The sequence below is a fragment of the Bacillus gobiensis genome (genome assembly GCF_001278705.1).
GTDB classification, from domain to species: domain Bacteria; phylum Bacillota; class Bacilli; order Bacillales; family Bacillaceae; genus Bacillus; species Bacillus gobiensis.
On the sequence record NZ_CP012600.1, the window covers coordinates 3,972,870 to 3,992,471 of the forward strand.

A 19,602-nucleotide genomic window follows, 5' to 3' on the forward strand; every position below is an offset into this window, starting at 1 on the left:
AATATATTCTACCATCACCAAAAAAAGTAGACCCATTTTTGCGTCTTTTCCAAATTTCCTTCGTCCCCATTATTGAAAGAGAAAAAACGAAGGAGGAACAACTAGTGCAATATACTTTTCTAGGAAGAACAGGATTGAGGGTCAGCCGTTTATGTTTAGGCACGATGAATTTTGGGGTGGACACGGACGAAAAGACCGCATTCCGAATCATGGATGAAGCTCTTGATGTGGGTATCAACTATTTTGATACAGCGAACATTTACGGGTGGGGGGAGAATGCAGGATTGACGGAAACCATGATTGGCAGGTGGTTTGCTCAAGGCGGACAGCGCCGGGAGAGAGTCGTTTTGGCTACCAAAGTGTACGAACCTATGTCGAATCCCATCGATGGTCCGAATGACACAAGGGGCTTGTCGCTCTACAAAATCAGACGCCATTTGGAGGAATCATTGCGGAGGCTCCAGACGGACCATGTGGAGCTCTACCAAATGCATCACATTGACAGGCGGACTCCATGGGACGAATTGTGGGAGGCCTTTGAAACCCAGGTTCGGTCGGGCAAAGTCGACTACATAGGTTCAAGCAACTTTGCAGGATGGCATTTAGTAAAGGCGCAAGCGGCAGCAAAGGAACGCCGTTTTATGGGTCTTATAAGCGAGCAGCATAAATACAGCCTGCTCGAACGGACCCCGGAATTGGAGGTATTGCCGGCGGCACGGGATTTAGGCTTGGGTGTCGTTGCATGGAGTCCTCTGGCAGGAGGTCTTCTCGGTGGCAGCGCGTTACAAAGCGATGCGGGAGCTCGTACAGGCAAACGAGCCAACCTCATTGAAAAGCACCGCCGGCAGCTCGGAAAATTTTCTGCATTGTGTGCAGAACTAAGCGAAAAAGAGGCAAACGTCGCTCTGGCCTGGCTGCTGAAGAATCCGGTGATGACCGCGCCTATCATCGGACCTCGAACAGTGGAACAGCTGAGAGACGTCATTCGTGCGATCGAAATCAATCTTGATGAACATGTACTTCAGGAATTGGACAACATTTTTCCGGGACCGGGCGGAGAGACGCCTGAAGTGTATGCTTGGTAAGGAAGTTATAGGTAAACACTTCACCTCTAAAAGAGCTATGATTGATTTAAATCATTTGTAAATATAAATAGAAAACCGAGTATTAGAACATACTCGGCTTTCTGTTATTCGATTAGATATCTATTTGGTATACAAGTACTGTATACCTACAGAGGTCCTTTAATACAAACAGCACCAAGAATTATAGTTTCACAAGCAGCCGCACATAAGATAGCTAATACCCCAATTGCCTAGTTACTTAATATTGATTTGCAAGGCTGACAGGTCAAATATCCAAGCTAGTGTAAACGACTTGATAAAGCGTGGGGTCATACTGTTCGGCAATTTCTTCAGCCTTCTTCATGTGAACGAGAGCCTCAGGATCTTTTAGCATACGCGAGAAGGCCTCTTCATCCTTCCATTGGGCATAATTTACGACCTTTGTTCCATCCAAGCTTTGATGGAAATTAGCAGAAAGAAACCCTGGAAACTTCTTCATAACGGATTCTGTAGCTTGGATTAATAGAGCAACCAATTCCTCTTGCCGGTCAGGATCAACAGTAAACACATTAATTAACGTAACACACGGGTGTTCCGTGCTGATGGTCGTCATTAAAAATTCCCCCTGTTTATCGGTTGATTGCCATAAACCTGTCACACGATCCTTTTCAAAGTATTTAAAGATAAATTACCCTTATAAAAACACCCTAAAACACAAAATCAAGAAAGACATCCACCACAAATATATAAAATATAGAATTATTTGAAACCTTATCCTATTAAATACGTATCACATACTACACGTATTTTTATAGAAAGGGGATTTTAATATGCTTGAAATTGTTATTATTATTGTTTTGGTCGCACTGCTGCTTGGAATTTTCTCTTCAAAGAAATCTCTTTCAAAGAGAAATCATTCATTCCATGATTCTTCCAATGGTGCAGGCCCGGGCTTTCCCTTTTTTGTCGGCAGTGACGGTGGAAATGATGGAGGAAGCGATGGCGGAGGGGGCGGTGACGGAGGCGGGGGAGCCTGAATGGACTGAGGGTCTGCCGTCTTGCTGTTTGTAAATATATCCTCTTTATTCAGGTTTATATCAACCCATGACCTAGAATATTCCCCCATAATCATGAGATATCCTCCCATTATACAAACTTATCCTCCCATCTCTTTTTCACTCTATTATAAAATGGAAAAGACGGGAGGATTTCACATGCAAAAAAAGATTTTAATTATAGACGATGATACTGAACTATGCAGACTGCTAAAAAAATGTATGGAGTCGGAAGGATACAAGTCGGAGATTGCCCATACAGGAAAAGAAGGTTTAAAGCTGCTTGCCGGAGAGGAGTACCATCTCGTCATTCTCGATGTGATGATGCCGGAGATGGATGGGATGTCCGTGCTGGCACATATTCGAAAAACAAAAAATACACCGGTGTTAATGCTTACGGCCAAAGGGAATGAAATGGACAAAGTACTGGGATTGAAAGCCGGAGCAGATGATTACATGACGAAACCGTTTAGTTTGTCCGAATTAACGGCGAGAGTCGAATCTCTCATTCGAAGATATATGGTGCTGGGCGCCGCCCTTCAACAGCCCCGCAGCCTGACTTTCGGTTCTCTGGTGATTGATCCTGCATACATGCGGGCTACTTTAGATGATGAAGATGTGTCATTAACGGGAAAAGAATTTGATTTGCTCTATTTTTTGGCATCAAATGCCGGGCAAATTTTTACTAAGAAGCAAATATACAAGCATGTTTGGCAAAATGAATATGCTTACGATGACAACAATATCATGGTACATATTAGAAGGCTTCGCAAAAAAATTGAACCAGATCCGGCGAATCCCATTTATATCTTAACCGCTTGGGGTATGGGCTATAAATTTAACGGAGCTGCAGGAAATGAGTAGTATGAGTTATTTGCTGCTGATCGGCCTCGTCATCGCCCTGATTTTTTTTATTATCCGCGAACGGAAATACCGTAAACGGATTCAGGAGACGCATTCGATCTTAGAAGAGATTGTCGCCGGCAATGAAAATCGCAGAATCCATGTAGACGAGAAAGAGCTGATTGCTCCGTTAGTTTTCCAAATCAATCAGCTGGTCGATTTCTATCAAACGGATAAAGTGAAAGCATACCGGTCGGAACAAGCAAGAAAGAGGATGCTGTCGAGCCTTTCACATGATGTCCGGACGCCTTTGACATCGGTTTTGGGATATTTGGATGCGTTAGAGGGTGGCCTGGCTGGTGAAGAAGCTGAGGAGTATATACATATTGCGAGAAATAAAGCTTATGCGCTAAAAGAGTATTTGGACGAGTTGTTTGTGATTGCCCAAATTGATGCCGACGAATGGAAGCCTGCCAGTGAATCGTTCGATCTATTTGAATTGCTGCGCAGCGTCTTGATTGGATGGATGCCCGAATTTCAGAAAAAGGACATAACGGTCGATGTCCAAATTCCAGATAGTGAACGATTTATTATCGGAGATCAACATGCAATTTCACGGGTTTTTAATAATTTGCTGCAAAATGCTTTACGCTATGGCGGCGATTCATTTATCGGAATCAAGGCATGGGCTGAGGAAAAAGAGATTCATTTTGAAGTGTGGGACAAGGGTTCCGGGCTTTCTCCAGATCAGCTTTCAAAAGTATTTGACCGGCTTTATAAGGCCGATTCATCCAGGTCATCAAAGGGGCACGGATTGGGTCTGGCGATTGCCAAGGAGCTCGTCCAAAAAATGAATGGAACGATTGTTATGGAAAGCGATCCTTTTCAAAAAACCGCTGTACTGGTATCTCTTCCGAAAGTAAGAAAAAGTAAGAATTAAGTAAGCTCCATGTCAGAACCGCCGGGTAGAATGATAGATAGTTAAGAAGGCAAGGAGCGATAGGAATGCAAAATTGGGTATTAGAAACTGAAGGACTTACCCGAAGGTTTGATCAACAAACAGCTGTCGATTCAATCAGCTTACACGTTCCAAAAGGGCGCATTTACGGTCTTTTAGGGAGGAACGGGGCAGGAAAAACGACGACCCTTCGGATGATTATGGGACTAGTTCGGCCTACTTCAGGAGAAATCCGAATGTTCGACCATAATGTAAATCAATATACAAAACAAATTTACCATCGTATCGGGTCACTAATTGAAACACCGGGTTTTTATCAAAATCTGACAGGAAGCGAAAACCTCGCCATATTAGCACGATTACGGGGAATTCACCGTCGTGACGCGATCCGGTATGCGTTATCACGAGTAGGGCTGGATAATGAACCGCGCAAAATGGTGTCCCAGTATTCGCTGGGGATGAAACAGCGACTAGGCATTGCCGCAGCGATCATGCATGAACCGGAATTACTGATTTTAGACGAGCCTATTAATGGACTAGATCCGATCGGGATCCAGGAAATGCGAAAATTTCTTACTGATTTATGTGATGAAAAACAAGTGACCATTGTCATTTCAAGCCATATTCTTAGTGAGATTGAACACGTAGCCGATCATATTGGAGTAATCCATGAAGGGAAGCTGCTGGAGGAAGCCTCGGTGTCAGAGCTTAGAAAAAGAAACCGCAAATACCTCCAGTTTCAAGTATCGAATGAGAAAAAAGCTGCAATTCTCTTAGAAACGCACTTTCAAATCCAAGATTATGAGATTCATGAAAAAGGGACTATACGTGTCTATTCCCACTTAGGACAGCAAGGAAAGATAAACCGCATATTTGTGGAACAGGGCATTGAAGTTTCCGGAATCATGGTGAGTGAGGACAACCTCGAGGATTACTTCATTAAATTGATAGGGGGCGGGACGATTGGTTAATTTGTTGTACGCGGAGCTGTTAAAACTAAAGCGGGCTCAGATGTTTTTAGTCAGTGTGATCGGCGCTTCGGCAGTCCCGGTTATGATATTTATCAGCGCATTGAATACGAAAATCAAAACACCTGATATTCCTATTCATTTTGTTGAAGCTTTTGGAGAATCCAATATGTACGTTCTTATGCTCATCGGGCCACTTTTATATGGGGTAATTACATCCTATCTGTTCAGCAGGGAATTTACCGAAAATACATTAAAAAATTTATTAACCATTCCTGTGTCCAGAGTGAGCCTGATTGCAAGTAAAATGGTTTTGCTTCTCATTTGGATTATCGTTTTAACTTTGGTTGCCTGGGTACTGACCTTTATTGTAGGTCTCATCTTTCAGTTTGAGGATATGAGTATCAACGTCTTATTACAATCTATCAAACAGTTTATGATTGGAGCATTTCTGCTTTTCCTTTTATCAGCTCCAACGATGCTGGTCACATTTTTTTTCAAAAATTATGTTCCAACCATTATCTTTACGGCTGCAATCACGATGGCGAACATTGCTATTGTCAATTCAGAATATAAGGCTTTGTTTCCGTGGTCGGCCGTACATGTCATCGCAAGCAATGGCTTTGTCCCTGGATTTTCTCCGATTTTTTCGTATCTATCTATTTTTCTTGCGTCACTCATCGGCCTAGTGGCATCTATTATTTATTTTAAAAAATTGGATATTCACTAGATAAAAAATGGAGGAAGTGATTCAAGTGAATTTGTGGGAACTTTTTGTAGCATTTATCCTTGGACTGGTTGAAGGCATGACAGAATTTGCGCCGATTTCGTCTACCGGCCACATGATTATTGTTGATGACTTTTTGTTTCAAACAAAAAAGATGTTCTCCCAGGAAGCAGCCAATACATTTAAAGTCGTCATCCAATTAGGCTCGATCCTTGCGGTTGTCGTTCTCATGAGAGACCGGTTCCTGAATCTGCTCAGTTTGAAAAAAATAAAAGGACAAACGGTTACCGAAAACCATTTCAATTTGTTTCATGTGCTGATAGGTATATTGCCGTTTGGTATACTTGGATTTCTTTTTGAAGATTACATTGATACATATTTGTTTTCTGCTGAAAGAGTTGTCATCGGGCTAGTGCTCGGAGCCATCCTCATGCTTACGGCAGATTGGTTCCGGCGCAGCAAACCAAGAACGGAAACTGTCGATCAGATAACGTTTAAGCAATCGCTTTCTGTTGGGTTGATTCAGTGTTTTGCTTTATGGCCGGGATTCTCACGCTCGGGATCAACGATTTCGGGAGGGGTTCTTCTCGGAATGAGCCATCGCGTGGCGGCAGATTTTACATTTATTATGGCCGTACCGATTATGGCCGGGGCAAGTGGCTTGTCACTCTTAAAAAATTGGGATTCGATCACAGTGGATGTTCTTCCTTTTTTCGCTGTCGGCTTTATCAGCGCCTTTCTCTTTGCGCTCGTATCGATTCGTTTTTTCTTAAAGCTGATCAACCGGATCAAGCTTGTCCCGTTTGCCTTGTATCGATTGGTGCTTGCTGCTGTGATTTATTTTGTGTTCCTGTAGAATGAACAGAATTGGCGGCATGATGTAATTTACAAAAACAAAGGAACAAGCGCCCATCGCAGCTTGCTCCTTTCCTTTTACATGCTTATTCCCAAATATCCTTTAGCGTCCAATACGTCAATTCTTTGACCGTAACATCCCCTTTTTCAGAAAACAGCTCGATACCTGTTCTGCTTTCATTAGGGTAGATGCGGCTTGTCAATGTTGCCTGGCCGTTGTTTGTAAAGACTTCGATGGACGACCGGTCGATAAATACACGCAAGACAAGCTCTCCATTAGCTTCTGTAGTCACGCTTCTGACTCCGTCTTCCGGCTTTCCGCTTTTCGTGCAGTCAAGGATTAGCTTTTGGTTAGATGTGTTATACGTTAATACTGTCTCTTCCTGGCCACCAACAATCTTTAACCCAACTGATTCAGGACGCGAGCCGGTGAAATCAAAAACGGCTTTTACTTCAAGCATCTCACTGTTCGTTTCAGCTGTGAAGCTACCTGAGATCACTTGATTTGTACATACATTGTGTTCCGCTTCGCGAAGCAATTCTGCTTCCTCTACAGGATTCATAAGAAGCTTGTTGTTTTCTCCAAGAGTGAGAACGCGGGGGAGAGTCAACGCACCTGCCCATCCGTCTTCTTTTGTCGGCATGTTTGATTCCCACATATCCATCCATCCTATGGCGATTCGGCGGCCTTTATCATCTAATAAAGTTTGTACGGCGTAAAAGTCATGTCCGTGATCCAATTCCTCGAATGAACCATGCACGAATTTGTTCGTTTCGTAGTCATACTCTCCTATAAGGTAGCCTGTTTGAAAAAGGTTTTTATATAAATCTCCTTTTGCTTCTACTCCTTGAGGCGAAAACAAGAGAACGTGCTTACCGTCTAATTCAAAGAAATCCGGACATTCCCACATGAACCCAAGATCTCCTGCACTTTGCGCAAGAACGCCAACGTATTCCCATTTTCGCAAATCAGCAGAACGATATAAAATCACACGTCCCACGTTATCTTTTGTCGAATTTCCCAGAATCATATACCAAGAATCCTCGTGTTTCCACACCTTTGGATCACGGAAATGATGGGAACTGTCTTCAGGAGGCTCGGCAATCACCGGGTTTTCTCCAACTTTTGTGAAATGAATCCCGTCAGTGCTCACTGCGATGTTTTGATTTTGATAGAAAATGTCATTATCTTTATCTGTATAGTTATGACCAGTATAGATCAGTGTCAGCTCTCCGTTGTTATCTACTGCGCTTCCAGAAAAGCATCCGTCTATATCGCACTCATCTCCCGGTGCTAAAGCGACTGAGCAGTGCTCCCAATGAACCAAATCCTTGCTTTTTACGTGGCCCCAATGCATAGGACCCCAATGTTCATCGTACGGATGATGCTGGTAAAACGCGTGGTACTCTCCATTAAACTGGATCAGTCCGTTTGGATCATTAATCCAATTGGCAGGAGCCATTATGTGATAACCAAGCCGAAAACGTTTATTCATTTTTTCACATGCTTGTTGTAATGCCTGATTCGCTAGCTCGATTTTATTTGTTGTTAGCATTAGGTAGTCCTCCTATTGTTGGTTGATTTGCCGTTTCCAATTGAATTCCTCTGGATGTTTGTTTTTTCTCAGTAAGCAAAGTGAAGATGGAAAGAATCGTGAACAAAAGAACGACTGCTCCCATTATGATATACGTATTACGAAACCCATAATCATCATAAAGCATTCCGGCAATCGGTGAAAGGATGGTTGTGCCTACTTGGGTGGCAAATTGAAATCCGACTAAATAAAGAATGGATGAAAGCCGGGTATCAAAATGAGCTGCCAAGTATTTAAACATGGCAATTAACATAATCGGCAGCTCCAACGCATGAATCAATTTCATCGATGAAATACCGACCGGCCCCATAACCATGCCTGATCCGATGATTCGGAAGGCCATTAAAAATCCTGCCAGAAGCAAGCCGTTTTTAACCCCGATTTTTTTCACAATAAATGGTGCCAGGAACATCATTCCGGCTTCCATGAAAACCTGAAATGAATTTAAGTACCCAAAAACTTGATTTCCTAAAGCTTCAGATGAAAATACGGATGAGTAGTAAATAGGGAATTGCTGGTCGTATACCCCGTAAATACAAGCGACACCTATGACGTACATCATCAAAAACCAAAAGTCTTTTAATAAAAACAGATTTCCAATGTCTTTAATAGAAACAGAATCTGCCCTTACGATTTCAAAATCTGTCATTTCTACATGAACTGATAGAATAATAGCTACCAATATGATCGCAGAAATAGAAGCGATCCAGAAGTTCAAGTTCGGATTAATGTTAAAAATTTGCCCAGCGAAAAATGTGGCTGCAGCCCATCCTAATGATCCCCACATTCTCGATTTGCCATACTCAAATTTGTATTTCCGGCTGATTTTTTCAATATAGGTTTCAATTGCGCCGACACCTGACAAAAATGTTACGCCTAAATACAAGCCTCCGACGATCGCACCCGCTAATATATTGAATTTTAATAGCGGCCCATAAATATAGATAAAAAATGGTCCGACAAATACAAGCAGCAGGCTGATGAATAAGAGAATGTTTTTCTTTAAGCCGATTTTATCGGAAATATAGCCGTAAAGCGGTTGCATAATCAGAGCGAAGATAGCGTTTACAGAAAAGATAATGCCAGTAGCTGCTCCGTTTAAATTGATTTCCTGTCCTAGCCAAATGGAAAAAAGTGAAAAGCTTGCTGACCAAGTGAAAAAGAAAAAGAAGAAATATCCGCTTAATTTCCAATACATTGTCTTTGATTTTGACATTTATCCCATCCCCCTTGAAAGGTACCGTTTTCAGAAAACCCTTTCACAAATAGTTTATGTCAACCGCTTTCGTATGTCAACCGCATGACATAAAAAAATAAAAACATTGCTAAAAAGACAATGTTTTATGTTGTTTTTCCTTCTAACAGGGTAACAGGCAACTGTGTTTCATATGGAGCCGTGCCGAATTCACCGTCAATTTCTTTTCGTAAAATCTCGATTGCCGTTTTTGCAATTAAATCAATCGGCTGCTGTATGGTTGTCAATTGAGGCATCATTATTTTCCCGGTTTCGGTACCGTCATAGCCAACAACCTTTAACCGGTTTGGTATGTCAATTCCCCGCTTCTTAGCTTCATTAATGACCACGGCGGCAATTAAATCATTGCTCGCAAATACTCCGTCAACGTCCGGGATTTCGCCAAAGGCTTTTTGAATCACTTCTTTTTGGCCTTCGTGACCGAGAGGAGTTTCGATTTCATAAGTAACTGGCTCCATATGATGCTTTTTCAAAACATCTTCAAATGCTGTTCTTCTTAACTGGCCAGGAGCTTCGATTTGTAAAGGCGCGTTAAAGTGAATGATTTTTTTACATCCTTTAGAGAGTAAATGCTCAGTCGCAAGTTTCCCACCTGCATAATTATCCGAACCAACTACGGGAATCGTATTTGAAAAATAACGATCAATCGCAACAATGGGCAAATTTTGCTTGTGGTAATGAAACGTTCCTTGATTGTGTGTCCCGACAATAATCCCATCTACTTGATTTCTCATTAGCATTTCGGCATACTGCTCTTCTTTATCGATCCGGTTCAAGCTGTTACAAAGCAAAACCTTATAGCCGAGCGAAGCGCATATGTTTTCAATATGGAAAGTAAGCTCTCCGAAAAACGGGTTGCTCGTCGTCGGTAGGATTAACCCGATTAAGTATGTACGTTTATTAAATAAAGAGCGAGCCAAGTCGTTTGGAAAGTAATTCAGCTCATTCATCGCTTTTTGTACGTTGTCCTTTGTCTTTTGGCTGATATAGCCGCGGTTGTTTAACACTCGGGAAACCGTCGTTGGTGAAACACCTGCGAGCTTTGCAACATCTTCAATTTTTGGCTTCATTCCATTTCCTCCAGCTGTATCATTCCCTATTATTATACGTTTTTTATCGGGGGCGGTAAAATGTCCGGGTTAAGGGTTTTGTTTTACCTGAAACACTATATGCTAAGAAACGAACCGAATACAGTATTTGATCTTGTTGAACTTTTAAATCACATTACTTTACGGTAAGCTTATAAATGAAAGCGGTTGGTTATGAAGGGAATGAAAATAAATTGAACACAAAGAGTCGCGGAATTTCGTTTGGACCTCCTCGTTTTAAAATTGCTGTTCGTGCGCTTGTATGGCTATCACAATGTGAAGGGAAGTTGTCGAGTGCATCGATTGCTTGTCAAGTCAATTCGCACGCTACTTTTTTAAGACGAGTATTAATTTTATTAGTGAATGCAGGAATAGTTGAGGCAAAAGAAGGAAGAGAGGGTGGCTATACCCTAAGGAGACCTTCATCTGAAATTACTCTTGCAGATGTATATATGGCTGTAAAAAGCGAATGTACAGAAACTGAAGAAACAACAAACTGTGATGAAGCTGGCAAACAACTGGACATGGCTATAGAAAAAATCATGAACGAGGCAGAGCAGAAATCACTTGATTTTCTTCGTCAATATACCATATCAGATTTAATCGGTTAATATAACAAAGAAGTAATTTCTGTATGCATTATTGTTGCTTTAAAAAAGTATTCTTCGTATAATGTGCTTAAAGTAGTTGCAGTTAGTTAATCACTTGCTGCATTTATTTTTACTTTTTACTGTGCTACATATTGTTGCAGTAAATTTATTACTTGGAATCATCATGAATACATCTAGGGAGATTTTAAAGCAAACTGTGATAAATTTTGAACAATTTTTTGTAACAACGCTTAGAAAGAGTAGCTTTTGGCAAATCATTTATTTTAGGGGGAGAGAACAATGTCAATAAAAGTAAAACAAGAATCGTTATTTTCTGATGTAATTAGAGATCGCCATTCCGTAAGAAAATATGATCCCAATTGGAAATTGTCTAAAGATGAAATAAATGAAATCCTGAAAGAAGCGACACTGGCGCCCTCTGGTGCTAACGTGCAACCGTGGCGTTTTCTCGTAATCGATGATCAAGCCAAAAAAGAAATTCTTTTACCGATTGCATTTAATCAGGAACAGGTTGTGCAAGCGTCTGCAATTATAGCGGTATTGGGAGATTCGCAGGCAATAGAAAAAGTTGAGCAAATTTATAGTGCAGCTGTCGAGGCGGGGTATATGACAGAAGAGGCAAAAAGTCAGATGATTAAAAATATTAATGGCTACTACTCTGATCCTCATTCTGACATCGTGAAACGTTCCTTACTGATCGATGGGGGATTAGTATCAATGCAAATCATGCTGTCAGCTAAAGCAAGAGGTTACGATACAGTGCCAATGGCTGGCTACAGCGAGCCAGAATTCCGAAAAGCATTCGGCATTTCCGACCGCTATGCAACGGTCATGCTCATTGCAATCGGTAAAGCGGCGCAACCTGCTCATCCGACGGTGAGATTGCCTTTAGATGAAGTCACATTTTGGAATACGATGCCGGAGCAAAGTTAAAAATCGGATCCTTTATTCTTTAAATAACTAATTTGATAAAAAAGAACAGAATTTTCTACCTTAAGAAAGTTCTGTTCTTTTTTTCGATATTTTTAGCAAGAATTTTTCCACCATGTATTTCACGAAATTTTCAAAATTTATCAATCTAGGCTTGAAAAAGAAGGAATCCTTGCCATACCTCATTTTTACATATATCATTTCTTAAAAAACTTTTCTGAATGAATTTGATACTTAGCGTGCAAAATCTAATATTTAATGATTTAAAAAGGTGAAACCGCAGGAAAGGGGGATATCCTCCCAAAATGGAAATATATCCCCCAAGACTAAAATATATCCGACCATTCTCGGAATATATCCTTCTATCGATCTTCTTTTCGTTTTGGCAGGGAGAACCACAGCTGATCGAGCCATTTCAGTTCGTCTGCTGAAAAGTCGTCCATCTCCGTTGCTCTTATGCTCGCATCTAATTGATCCGGACGGCTGGCACCAATTATTGCGGATGTGATTCCGGCTTGCTGAATAACCCATCGCACTGCAGCTGATGCCATCTCATAGTTATGCTCCAAACACCATCTTTGAAATGTTTCTACCGCTGCAAAATAAGGCTCTTTCCAATATCTCTCCTGGTAAAATGATCCTGCTTGATTATGCCCTTGAAGTCCAAAGCGGCTGCCTGCTTCAGGAGAATCGCCCCAATTATATCGTCCCGTGAGAAGGCCGCCTGCCAGAGGATTGTAAGTAATCACACCGATACCTTCCTCACTGCACATTGGCAAGAGCTCCTCCTCAATCATGCGAAACAAAAGGTTGTATCGCGGCTGGACGCTTTCAATTTTCATATAATGTTTTTGTTCTGCGATTCCGTTTGCTTTTGCTATTTGCCATGCACGCCAATTTGACACACCGATGTAGCGTACTTTTCCTTGAGTGACCAGATCGTCAAACGCTCGCAATGTTTCTTCCAATGGCGTCGATGGATCAAACATGTGGGCTTGATAGAGATCAATATAGTCTGTTTGTAATCGGCGCAAGCTTTCTTCTACAGCCGACATGATGTGCTTGCGGCTAAGGCCTTTATCGTTAGCGCCAGGTCCCATGGCTCCGAAGCATTTGGTTGCAAGGACGACACGATCCCGTTTTCCTTGCAGCCAGCCGCCGACTATTTCCTCAGTTGCACCCAGTTGGCTCCACTCGCCGCCCAGCGGGTACATATCGGCAGTATCGATGAATGTAATCCCTGCATCAAAAGCTTTATCCATAATTTCGAATGATGTTTTTTTGTCGGCTTGATTTCCAAATGTCATTGTCCCAAGGCCTAGATTAGTTACCTTTAATCCTGAACGGCCTAACGAACGATTCTCCATATATTCCACCTCATTCATTATTGATTCGCAAAAGCAATTTTCCAACAGTGTTTTTTCCTTCTAACAGTACGTGGGCATCAATTACTTCATCTAATGAAAATACTCCGAATATTTCTGCGTGAATTTCTTTTCTGGCAAGCATTTGCAGGGCCTCTTTAGCTGCTTTTCCAACGATTTGAGGAGCAGTTTGCGCATAAGATCCCAAAGCGAATCCAGAGACGCTTTTATTGGACATCCATAGCTGGTTCGAAGAGAAGGGTACATCCTCTTTTCCGCTTGCGTTCCCCACAACAATCAATTGACCAAACGGGCGAAGCACTTCCAAGCTCTGTTCCCGCATATCTCCTCCAACCGGGTCGAATACCGTATGTACTCCTTTTTGCTCAGTTGCCTGAAGGATTTGCTTCTTAAAATCGGATCGGAGAAACAATTCATCATAGTCGAATGATGCACCACACTTCATTTTCTCTGCACTTCCGACAGTTCCGAAAACCTTGCCTGCTCCTAATTTCTTTGCCACTTGCCCTAAGAAACTGCCAAGTCCGCCGACAGCTCATGAAACAAGGATCGTGTCATTTACCTGCATTTTATTTACATGTTTAATAGCCATATAAGCTGTTGTGAGATTCACTATGGAAGCTGCTGCAGCATCCAGACTCAGATCAGCCCCCAATTGATCAAGCGGGATAGTCAAATCAGGTGATACATGGGCAAGCGAAGCATAGCCGCCTAAATTCATCAACGTCATTGATACAACCGGCTGGCCAGTATAAAATCCTTCGACACCTTCCCCGACCTCACGTACATATCCCGCCACTTCTAAACCCGGAATCAAAGGCATCGGAAAATTCGTACCAAATGCCCCTTTGCGAAGCAAAATATCGACGTAACCTACCCCGGCATAAACAACATCAATCGTTAGCATTCCAGGATCGGGCAGAAGGTCGGGTAATTCTCGAAGCTGTAAGTTTTCGGGGTTGCCAAATTGATCGATTACAACTGCTTTCATTTTTCATGCCTCCTTGTTTCTTATATTCATATTTTATGAAACAAAGAGAGAGGCAAACAGTGTTCAATTATACTGGTATAAAAACTACCTGGATGGAGATCAATCCGAAAGAGGTGTAAACACACAGCAATGGAGATCGGCATTCCCGTTAATGTGGCCGAAACTGTTCAATTGAAACGATATGATTCCTTCTTCGGGATGATTGAATGTCAATTTCCGTGCTGTCTTTCTTTGGACATCGTGAAGTTGCCATAAATCCGAAAACTCTTTGCTTTCCTTACAGATTTTCCGGACAAAAGCTTCAAACCAAGGGTCTCCAGGCTGTTGATCAAAATTCGAACGAAATACCGCTACTGAAAATTGGGCAAATTCATTCCAATTAACCAAATTCTTACGCAGGAATGGATTCAAAAATATTAAACGGGTCATATTCCGTTCTTCAGAAGGGATTTCGTCAAAATTAGCGATTATTTTTGAAGCCATCTTATTCCATGCAAGCACTACTGTCCGGTTGTTCGCAATAATTGCAGGGTATGGCATATGATCAATGATTCTTTGCAGCCCGGTATCCATAATTTCTGATTGGTTGGAAGGGTTCTTTGGCTCGCTATAATGAGAAAGCCTGAGCAAATGATGTTGCTCATCGGGGGATAATTGAAGGGCTCTGCCAATACTTTCAATTACTTCTCTTGAAGCTGAAACGTGTCTCCCTTGTTCCAGCCACGTATACCAGGTTGTGCTGACACCTGCCAGCTGAGCAACCTCTTCTCTGCGCAATCCTGGTGTTCTCCTTCTTCCGTAGGAGCCTAGAATACCGGCCTCCTCAGGTTGAATTCGTTCCCGGCGGGATTTTAGAAAATCTCCGAGTGTTTTATATATTTTGATTTCTAAAGTCATCGGAATTCCTCCTTGCCATAACATACCTCTGTATTCTTTTCTTGATTTCATTATTATTTCCTTCTGTAAACAAAAAAACTGCCCGAAAATTTCGGGCAGTCTTTTGGAATCTAGGACACAGCTTGGTTTTGTTTGCTGACACTCGTACTGCTGTTTTTTGATTTTGCTGATTCGATTAGGTTGTTAAACATGCCGACTAAGAATCCTAAAAGCAGGACACTGACGATTGAACCAATTCCAATAGGACCTCGGAAAATAATAGCAAGTATAAAGGCTGTTCCTTCTCCAACTGTTTTTGTGGTACTCATTTTCCATCCAAATCGTTTTGAAAGAGCCAGCATCAGTTCATCATTTGGAAGCGGTGCAAACCGAGCCTGAAGATAGATGGAAATTCCTAATGCAAGAATGACAATGCCAGCGAGATATAAGCCCCAGCGAAGAGGGAGACTTTCAAGTTCTATGAAGCTTAAAAGATTTAAATTTAATAAATCTACATAAAACCCCAGAAGAATGATAGGGATAAATCCTCCAACGTTTGGCAAAGCCTTTCTAATGATACTGTTAATGACAATAAGTATACCTAAAACAATAAATATCCAAGAACCTGCAGTTAATCCGACATTCTCCGCTAAACCAACATACAGAGCGTCCCATGGGGCAGTTCCTACATCTGCTTTAATCATTAATACAACACCAAATGCCAAAACAAAGAGTCCGCCTAGATAAAGTACTGCTCTTTTTAAAATATCCATTATAGTGTTCCTCCCTCTTTTTTTGCTGCATCAACAGTTAATTGGTAAACAATAATATTTAAGGGTCATTGAGATTCTCCATTTCTTGAAAAATTGTGTAATCGTTCACAATAATGAAATGGCTTTCATAGAAGTGTGTATGTTACCTTACACTTAATCCAAGGATGCGTTTTCAAAATCAATTGAGCTATCTTTTCTAGTTACTGAAGTTTTCATTTTACTGGAACCGTATTCAAATTATCAAATAGATTACAAATCCTTTAGACTAATAAGAAAGCGGATGCATAAACCTATAAAAATAAATAAAATTTATGTATTTCAAATTTAACATATTAATTAGGTTGCTGTAAATGGTTCGATACTCCTTTTCGAGCAATTTATTAATAATTGCTTATAAATAGGAAGTATAGGCATAAGGTATTAGCACATTATAGAAGGAGTTTTGAAAGGGAGAGTGAGAGGATTTTGTGTTTAGAAAAAACAGTGGAAAGGCCGCTTAATTATTCTAAAGCAGCCTTGGTGAGTGCTATATTTCTACTATTTGTCTATCATTTAACCGATCCACGCGTCACACCGCTAATAATCCACTTTTGTGCAAACATGTAAACAACAAGCATCGGAAGCAGTGCCATTAAATATGAAGCAAAGGCGAGATTATAGTTGGTGCTGAATTGTCCCTGAAAGACGAATTGTGTCAGAGGCAGAGTCGCTTGGTTGGGATCGCTTAATAACACGAGCGGAAGCAAAAAATCGTTCCATGTTGATAAACATTGCAGGATGGCGACAGTTGCATTGATTGGAGTGAGCAAAGGGAAAATGACTTTCCAAAATATTTTCCAATGTCCGGCACCGTCAATAATCGCTGCTTCTTCCAAGGCAATAGGTATGGATTTAATATAACCTACATAAACAAAGACATTGAAAGAAAGGGCATAAACTACGTAAAGAAAGATTAATCCGATTGGGTTATCCATCCCAAGAGAACCGGCTTGTTTCACAATGGGCAGCATTAAAATCGGAAATGGAATAAACATGGCGCTGATAAAAAAGTAATAGATATATCGATAGAAGCGTTTATGCATATTACGAGCAATCGCGTAAGCTACCATTGAATTCGTCAAAAGCGTCAAAATGACTACACTAATGGTAATGAAAGCACTGTTTTTAAAGGCGTTATAAAAATTGGTCAGCCGAATTGCTTCAGAAAAGTTTGAAAGCGAGAGTTGGTTCGGAAGACTTACGAATGATTGAGCCAATTCTTCAGGCGTTTTAAATGCAACGGTCACAGCTAAATATAGCGGAAACAGAATGAATAGTGCACCTATAGCTAAGAGTATGGTTATGATGAAATTTCTCTTCATTTACATATCAACCTCTCTTTTTTGCAGCAATTTGATTTGTAGTATGGAAATTGTTGCAAGGACAATGAAATATATGACTGCGTTTGCAGATTGGTAAGCAAACTGTCCGCTTGCAAATCCGCCTTTGTAAATCAGATAAGAAATCGATTCTGTAGCTGTTCCGGGTCCGCCACCTGTTAACGCGACAACTTGGTCGAACACCATAAGAGCCCCTTTCATTGCCAACACCATATTTATCGTAAAAAATGGGGCAATAAGCGGAAAGGTGATTTTCCAAAACTTTCTCCAGCCATTTGCTCCATCAATTTCGGCTGCTTCATAGATATCTTCATCCACAGTTTGAAGGCCGGCGAGATAGAGAATCGTATTAAAAGCAATTGATTGCCAGACGGCTACGACAACAATTCCAATCCATGCCAGATTCGGATCTCCTAATATATTTTTTGATAATCCATCGATTCCTAAAGAAGTACCGATTTCAGGAAGGATATTAGCAAAAATATAGTTGAAAATATAGGAGACAATGAGAACGCTTAAAATATTAGGAATAAAGTAAATGCCTCTGAAAAATGTTTTTAACCGATTGATTTTATGCAAGCCGATTGCGATCAAAAGACTCAGAGCATTAACCAAAACAGTGGATACAATAGCGAACTGAAAAGTAAAAAGATATGACTTTAGTACCCGTTCATCTTGAAAGACAAGAAAGTAGTTTTTCAGACCAACAAATTCATAGCTTCCGAAGCCGGCATAATTCGTAAAGCTGTAGTACATTCCCTGGAGAACGGGAAACGTGTGGAAAATGATAAATAAAAGCAGCGCCGGCAAGGTTAATATCAAGTAGAATTTTGTAGATTTCATAATGATCCTCCTCGTTTAATAAGAGCTCTATTAAAACCGGCTTCTCTCATTGATCTTATCCCATTCTTGATCCAATTTTTTTAGAAACCTATCTTTGTTTTTCGTAATCAGAAATTCCTGCACAAGGTTTTCCGGTCCTAATCCAAGGGGATATGCATGATCGGGAAATCCAGTAACCCGGTTGTCTTCGAAATAAGGTTGTAACCCTTCTAGGTATTTGTTTTCCTGAAAAACATTGCCGGATGTTGCAAACATGTTCTGGTTTTCAATATATGCTTTTACATTTTCCGGTTCGAAAAGAAAATTGATAAATTTCATCGCTTCTTCGGGATGCTCGGCATGCTTTGACATAAGCAATGTCGTATCAATACCTGTCACCAGTTTGTTCTCACTTTCTTTATCGGATGAAGGAAACGCTGTCATTCCAATGTTCGCATCAGGATTGTTTTTCAAAATTTCTGGAACGGCCCAGTTGCCTTGCAGGTAAAAAACACCTTCTCCTTTTGCAAAGGCGACGCTTCCGTCGGCATAGTTTCTTCCAAAGATGTCGTCCTGGCCATATTCGAGAAGCTGAAGCATTCTGTCAGCAATAACGCCGTATTGTTCCCCAAAAGATGTTTGCTTCTCGTTTTTTTCTTCTGCAAAATTTTCGCTCTGCAAATTGCCAGCAAGAGAATTTAAAATAGGGAGAGCGGTCCAGCTGTCTTTTAATGTAAACTGAATGGGAACCTCTCCCTTTTCTTTGGCTGTATCAAGCATTGATATAAATTCATCCCACGTTTTTGGCGGGTCACCGAAGCCCAGCTGTTTTAATTTGTCTTTGTTATAAACGAGACCGTTGGCGTTTACGCTATAGGGAAGGCCGATTATTTCGTTTTTCTTTAAATTATTTTCTGTGGCGAGAATGTCTAGATAAGTAGGCTCAATCTTTTTGGTGACTTCTTCATCGGCCAGGTTTCTTAATACGCCTGCTTTGGCAATATCCCTGAAAGTGCCGAGAGACATAACATCCGGAAGGCTTTCTTTGGCCACTCGTGTGCGAATAACGGTATCCGCATCAGGCGGGGCAATTAGCTGAACTTTTATCTCTGGGTTTTCCTTCTCGAATTTTTCAATGAGCTGTTTAAGGATGGTTATGTTTTCACTTTTGTTAGAAAAAAATTCGATTTTTGTGACTTTTTCTGATGAAACTGTAGGATGACTATTGCAGCCTGTGATGAATAAAAACAAGAAACTTAGCAAAAAAATAGTTAACCATTTCATTCCCATCAATTCCCCCTTGTTGTACAACGCTTACATTTTACGTAAACGCTTTCCCTATTTTCTAGATTATTTTGCAAATTTCATTTTGTCAACTCCTAAATATTTTATATTCTGACGAAATCTGCACGTGAACCTTTGATTCG

At 41.0% G+C, this 19,602-nt stretch carries 20 protein-coding genes and 1 pseudogene; 9 read left to right on the forward strand and 12 right to left on the reverse strand.

Annotated elements, in window-relative coordinates:
• Nucleotides 1-104 precede the first annotated feature (104 nt).
• Nucleotides 105-1,085, forward strand: coding sequence for an aldo/keto reductase (locus AM592_RS19945; RefSeq protein WP_053605393.1), 981 nt, complete (start codon nucleotides 105-107; stop codon nucleotides 1,083-1,085).
• Nucleotides 1,086-1,350: 265 nt separating this feature from the next.
• Here the strand turns inward: AM592_RS19945 and AM592_RS19950 are convergent, their stop codons facing one another.
• The gene (locus AM592_RS19950; protein WP_053605394.1) at nucleotides 1,351-1,677 is read right to left on the reverse strand and encodes an antibiotic biosynthesis monooxygenase family protein; all 327 of its coding nucleotides are present in this window, start codon (nucleotides 1,675-1,677) and stop codon (nucleotides 1,351-1,353) included.
• A 217-nt stretch (nucleotides 1,678-1,894) separates the two neighbouring features.
• Between AM592_RS19950 and AM592_RS19955 the strand changes: the two genes are divergently transcribed.
• From AM592_RS19955 to AM592_RS19980, 6 genes are all read left to right on the forward strand, one after another.
• Nucleotides 1,895-2,101: a hypothetical protein gene (locus AM592_RS19955; protein WP_053605395.1), complete on the forward strand. Its 207-nt coding sequence runs from the start codon at nucleotides 1,895-1,897 to the stop codon at nucleotides 2,099-2,101.
• A 177-nt stretch (nucleotides 2,102-2,278) separates the two neighbouring features.
• Nucleotides 2,279-2,983, forward strand: a complete 705-nt coding sequence (locus AM592_RS19960; RefSeq protein WP_053605396.1) for a response regulator transcription factor — start codon at nucleotides 2,279-2,281, stop codon at nucleotides 2,981-2,983.
• Nucleotides 2,976-3,902, forward strand: a complete 927-nt coding sequence (locus tag AM592_RS19965) for a sensor histidine kinase (RefSeq protein ID WP_082364229.1) — start codon at nucleotides 2,976-2,978, stop codon at nucleotides 3,900-3,902. Before AM592_RS19960 ends, AM592_RS19965 begins: the two co-directional genes overlap by 8 nt.
• 65 nt (nucleotides 3,903-3,967) lie before the next feature.
• Nucleotides 3,968-4,891, forward strand: a complete 924-nt coding sequence (locus AM592_RS19970; protein WP_053605398.1) for an ABC transporter ATP-binding protein — start codon at nucleotides 3,968-3,970, stop codon at nucleotides 4,889-4,891.
• Nucleotides 4,884-5,618, forward strand: a complete 735-nt coding sequence (locus tag AM592_RS19975) for an ABC transporter permease (RefSeq protein WP_053605399.1) — start codon at nucleotides 4,884-4,886, stop codon at nucleotides 5,616-5,618. Before AM592_RS19970 ends, AM592_RS19975 begins: the two co-directional genes overlap by 8 nt.
• Nucleotides 5,619-5,643: 25 nt before the next feature.
• Nucleotides 5,644-6,471 carry an undecaprenyl-diphosphate phosphatase gene (locus AM592_RS19980; RefSeq protein ID WP_053605400.1) on the forward strand — a complete coding sequence of 276 codons (828 nt, stop codon included), beginning with the start codon at nucleotides 5,644-5,646 and terminating at the stop codon, nucleotides 6,469-6,471.
• A gap of 85 nt (nucleotides 6,472-6,556) precedes the next feature.
• Here the strand turns inward: AM592_RS19980 and AM592_RS19985 are convergent, their stop codons facing one another.
• The 3 genes from AM592_RS19985 to AM592_RS19995 all read right to left on the reverse strand — a co-directional run bounded on the left by AM592_RS19985 (nucleotide 6,557) and on the right by AM592_RS19995 (nucleotide 10,390).
• Entirely contained in the window at nucleotides 6,557-8,026 is a 1,470-nt protein-coding gene (locus AM592_RS19985) for a glycoside hydrolase family 32 protein (RefSeq protein ID WP_053605401.1), read from the reverse strand.
• The gene (locus AM592_RS19990) at nucleotides 8,010-9,281 is read right to left on the reverse strand and encodes an MFS transporter (protein ID WP_053605402.1); all 1,272 of its coding nucleotides are present in this window, start codon (nucleotides 9,279-9,281) and stop codon (nucleotides 8,010-8,012) included. Before AM592_RS19990 ends, AM592_RS19985 begins: the two co-directional genes overlap by 17 nt.
• A 125-nt stretch (nucleotides 9,282-9,406) precedes the next feature.
• Nucleotides 9,407-10,390 (reverse strand): LacI family DNA-binding transcriptional regulator, encoded by a 984-nt coding sequence (locus AM592_RS19995; protein WP_053605403.1) that lies wholly within the window; start codon nucleotides 10,388-10,390, stop codon nucleotides 9,407-9,409.
• Nucleotides 10,391-10,566: 176 nt separating this feature from the next.
• Here AM592_RS19995 and AM592_RS20000 point away from each other — a divergent pair, with 176 nt between their 5' ends.
• Together AM592_RS20000 and AM592_RS20005 are read left to right on the forward strand one after the other, a co-directional pair.
• Nucleotides 10,567-11,019, forward strand: coding sequence for an Rrf2 family transcriptional regulator (locus AM592_RS20000; protein ID WP_053605404.1), 453 nt, complete (start codon nucleotides 10,567-10,569; stop codon nucleotides 11,017-11,019).
• Nucleotides 11,020-11,298: 279 nt separating this feature from the next.
• Entirely contained in the window at nucleotides 11,299-11,952 is a 654-nt protein-coding gene (locus tag AM592_RS20005) for a nitroreductase family protein (RefSeq protein WP_053605405.1), read from the forward strand.
• A gap of 359 nt (nucleotides 11,953-12,311) precedes the next feature.
• Here AM592_RS20005 and AM592_RS20010 read toward each other — a convergent pair whose 3' ends face one another.
• The 8 genes and pseudogenes from AM592_RS20010 to AM592_RS20040 form a co-directional block, all read right to left on the reverse strand.
• Nucleotides 12,312-13,316 carry an aldo/keto reductase gene (locus AM592_RS20010; RefSeq protein WP_053605406.1) on the reverse strand — a complete coding sequence of 335 codons (1,005 nt, stop codon included), beginning with the start codon at nucleotides 13,314-13,316 and terminating at the stop codon, nucleotides 12,312-12,314.
• Between the two features lie 10 nt (nucleotides 13,317-13,326).
• Nucleotides 13,327-13,848, reverse strand: a pseudogene (locus AM592_RS24830) (zinc-binding dehydrogenase); the annotation flags it as partial.
• 21 nt (nucleotides 13,849-13,869) lie between these two features.
• Complete coding sequence (locus AM592_RS24835) at nucleotides 13,870-14,325, reverse strand: alcohol dehydrogenase catalytic domain-containing protein (RefSeq protein WP_225970288.1); 456 nt, start codon at nucleotides 14,323-14,325, stop codon at nucleotides 13,870-13,872.
• Between the two features lie 99 nt (nucleotides 14,326-14,424).
• Nucleotides 14,425-15,222 carry a helix-turn-helix transcriptional regulator gene (locus AM592_RS20020; RefSeq protein WP_053606189.1) on the reverse strand — a complete coding sequence of 266 codons (798 nt, stop codon included), beginning with the start codon at nucleotides 15,220-15,222 and terminating at the stop codon, nucleotides 14,425-14,427.
• Nucleotides 15,223-15,332: 110 nt separating this feature from the next.
• A complete protein-coding gene (locus tag AM592_RS20025) occupies nucleotides 15,333-15,974 on the reverse strand; it encodes a YczE/YyaS/YitT family protein (RefSeq protein ID WP_053605407.1) in 642 nt (213 codons plus the stop codon).
• Nucleotides 15,975-16,522: 548 nt separating this feature from the next.
• Nucleotides 16,523-17,335: a carbohydrate ABC transporter permease gene (locus AM592_RS20030; RefSeq protein WP_053605408.1), complete on the reverse strand. Its 813-nt coding sequence runs from the start codon at nucleotides 17,333-17,335 to the stop codon at nucleotides 16,523-16,525.
• Nucleotides 17,336-18,196 carry a carbohydrate ABC transporter permease gene (locus AM592_RS20035; protein WP_053605409.1) on the reverse strand — a complete coding sequence of 287 codons (861 nt, stop codon included), beginning with the start codon at nucleotides 18,194-18,196 and terminating at the stop codon, nucleotides 17,336-17,338.
• Nucleotides 18,197-18,226: 30 nt separating this feature from the next.
• Nucleotides 18,227-19,459 (reverse strand): ABC transporter substrate-binding protein, encoded by a 1,233-nt coding sequence (locus AM592_RS20040; RefSeq protein ID WP_082364365.1) that lies wholly within the window; start codon nucleotides 19,457-19,459, stop codon nucleotides 18,227-18,229.
• Nucleotides 19,460-19,602 lie beyond the last annotated feature (143 nt).

What these genes read in the sequence shown, in the direction of transcription:
- AM592_RS20035 (WP_053605409.1), bottom strand. Translation starts at nt 18,196, where the DNA reads ATGAAATCTACAAAATTCTACTTGATATTAACCTTGCCGGCGCTGCTT.
- AM592_RS20025 (WP_053605407.1), bottom strand. Translation starts at nt 15,974, where the DNA reads ATGGATATTTTAAAAAGAGCAGTACTTTATCTAGGCGGACTCTTTGTT.
- AM592_RS20040 (WP_082364365.1), bottom strand. Translation starts at nt 19,459, where the DNA reads ATGAAATGGTTAACTATTTTTTTGCTAAGTTTCTTGTTTTTATTCATC.
- AM592_RS19970 (WP_053605398.1), top strand. Translation starts at nt 3,968, where the DNA reads ATGCAAAATTGGGTATTAGAAACTGAAGGACTTACCCGAAGGTTTGAT.
- AM592_RS20005 (WP_053605405.1), top strand. Translation starts at nt 11,299, where the DNA reads ATGTCAATAAAAGTAAAACAAGAATCGTTATTTTCTGATGTAATTAGA.
- AM592_RS19985 (WP_053605401.1), bottom strand. Translation starts at nt 8,026, where the DNA reads ATGCTAACAACAAATAAAATCGAGCTAGCGAATCAGGCATTACAACAA.
- AM592_RS19995 (WP_053605403.1), bottom strand. Translation starts at nt 10,390, where the DNA reads ATGAAGCCAAAAATTGAAGATGTTGCAAAGCTCGCAGGTGTTTCACCA.
- AM592_RS19950 (WP_053605394.1), bottom strand. Translation starts at nt 1,677, where the DNA reads ATGACGACCATCAGCACGGAACACCCGTGTGTTACGTTAATTAATGTG.
- AM592_RS19965 (WP_082364229.1), top strand. Translation starts at nt 2,976, where the DNA reads ATGAGTAGTATGAGTTATTTGCTGCTGATCGGCCTCGTCATCGCCCTG.
- AM592_RS20020 (WP_053606189.1), bottom strand. Translation starts at nt 15,222, where the DNA reads ATGACTTTAGAAATCAAAATATATAAAACACTCGGAGATTTTCTAAAA.
- AM592_RS24835 (WP_225970288.1), bottom strand. Translation starts at nt 14,325, where the DNA reads ATGAAAGCAGTTGTAATCGATCAATTTGGCAACCCCGAAAACTTACAG.
- AM592_RS20000 (WP_053605404.1), top strand. Translation starts at nt 10,567, where the DNA reads ATGAAAGCGGTTGGTTATGAAGGGAATGAAAATAAATTGAACACAAAG.
- AM592_RS20010 (WP_053605406.1), bottom strand. Translation starts at nt 13,316, where the DNA reads ATGGAGAATCGTTCGTTAGGCCGTTCAGGATTAAAGGTAACTAATCTA.
- AM592_RS20030 (WP_053605408.1), bottom strand. Translation starts at nt 17,335, where the DNA reads ATGAAGAGAAATTTCATCATAACCATACTCTTAGCTATAGGTGCACTA.
- AM592_RS19960 (WP_053605396.1), top strand. Translation starts at nt 2,279, where the DNA reads ATGCAAAAAAAGATTTTAATTATAGACGATGATACTGAACTATGCAGA.
- AM592_RS19955 (WP_053605395.1), top strand. Translation starts at nt 1,895, where the DNA reads ATGCTTGAAATTGTTATTATTATTGTTTTGGTCGCACTGCTGCTTGGA.
- AM592_RS19990 (WP_053605402.1), bottom strand. Translation starts at nt 9,281, where the DNA reads ATGTCAAAATCAAAGACAATGTATTGGAAATTAAGCGGATATTTCTTC.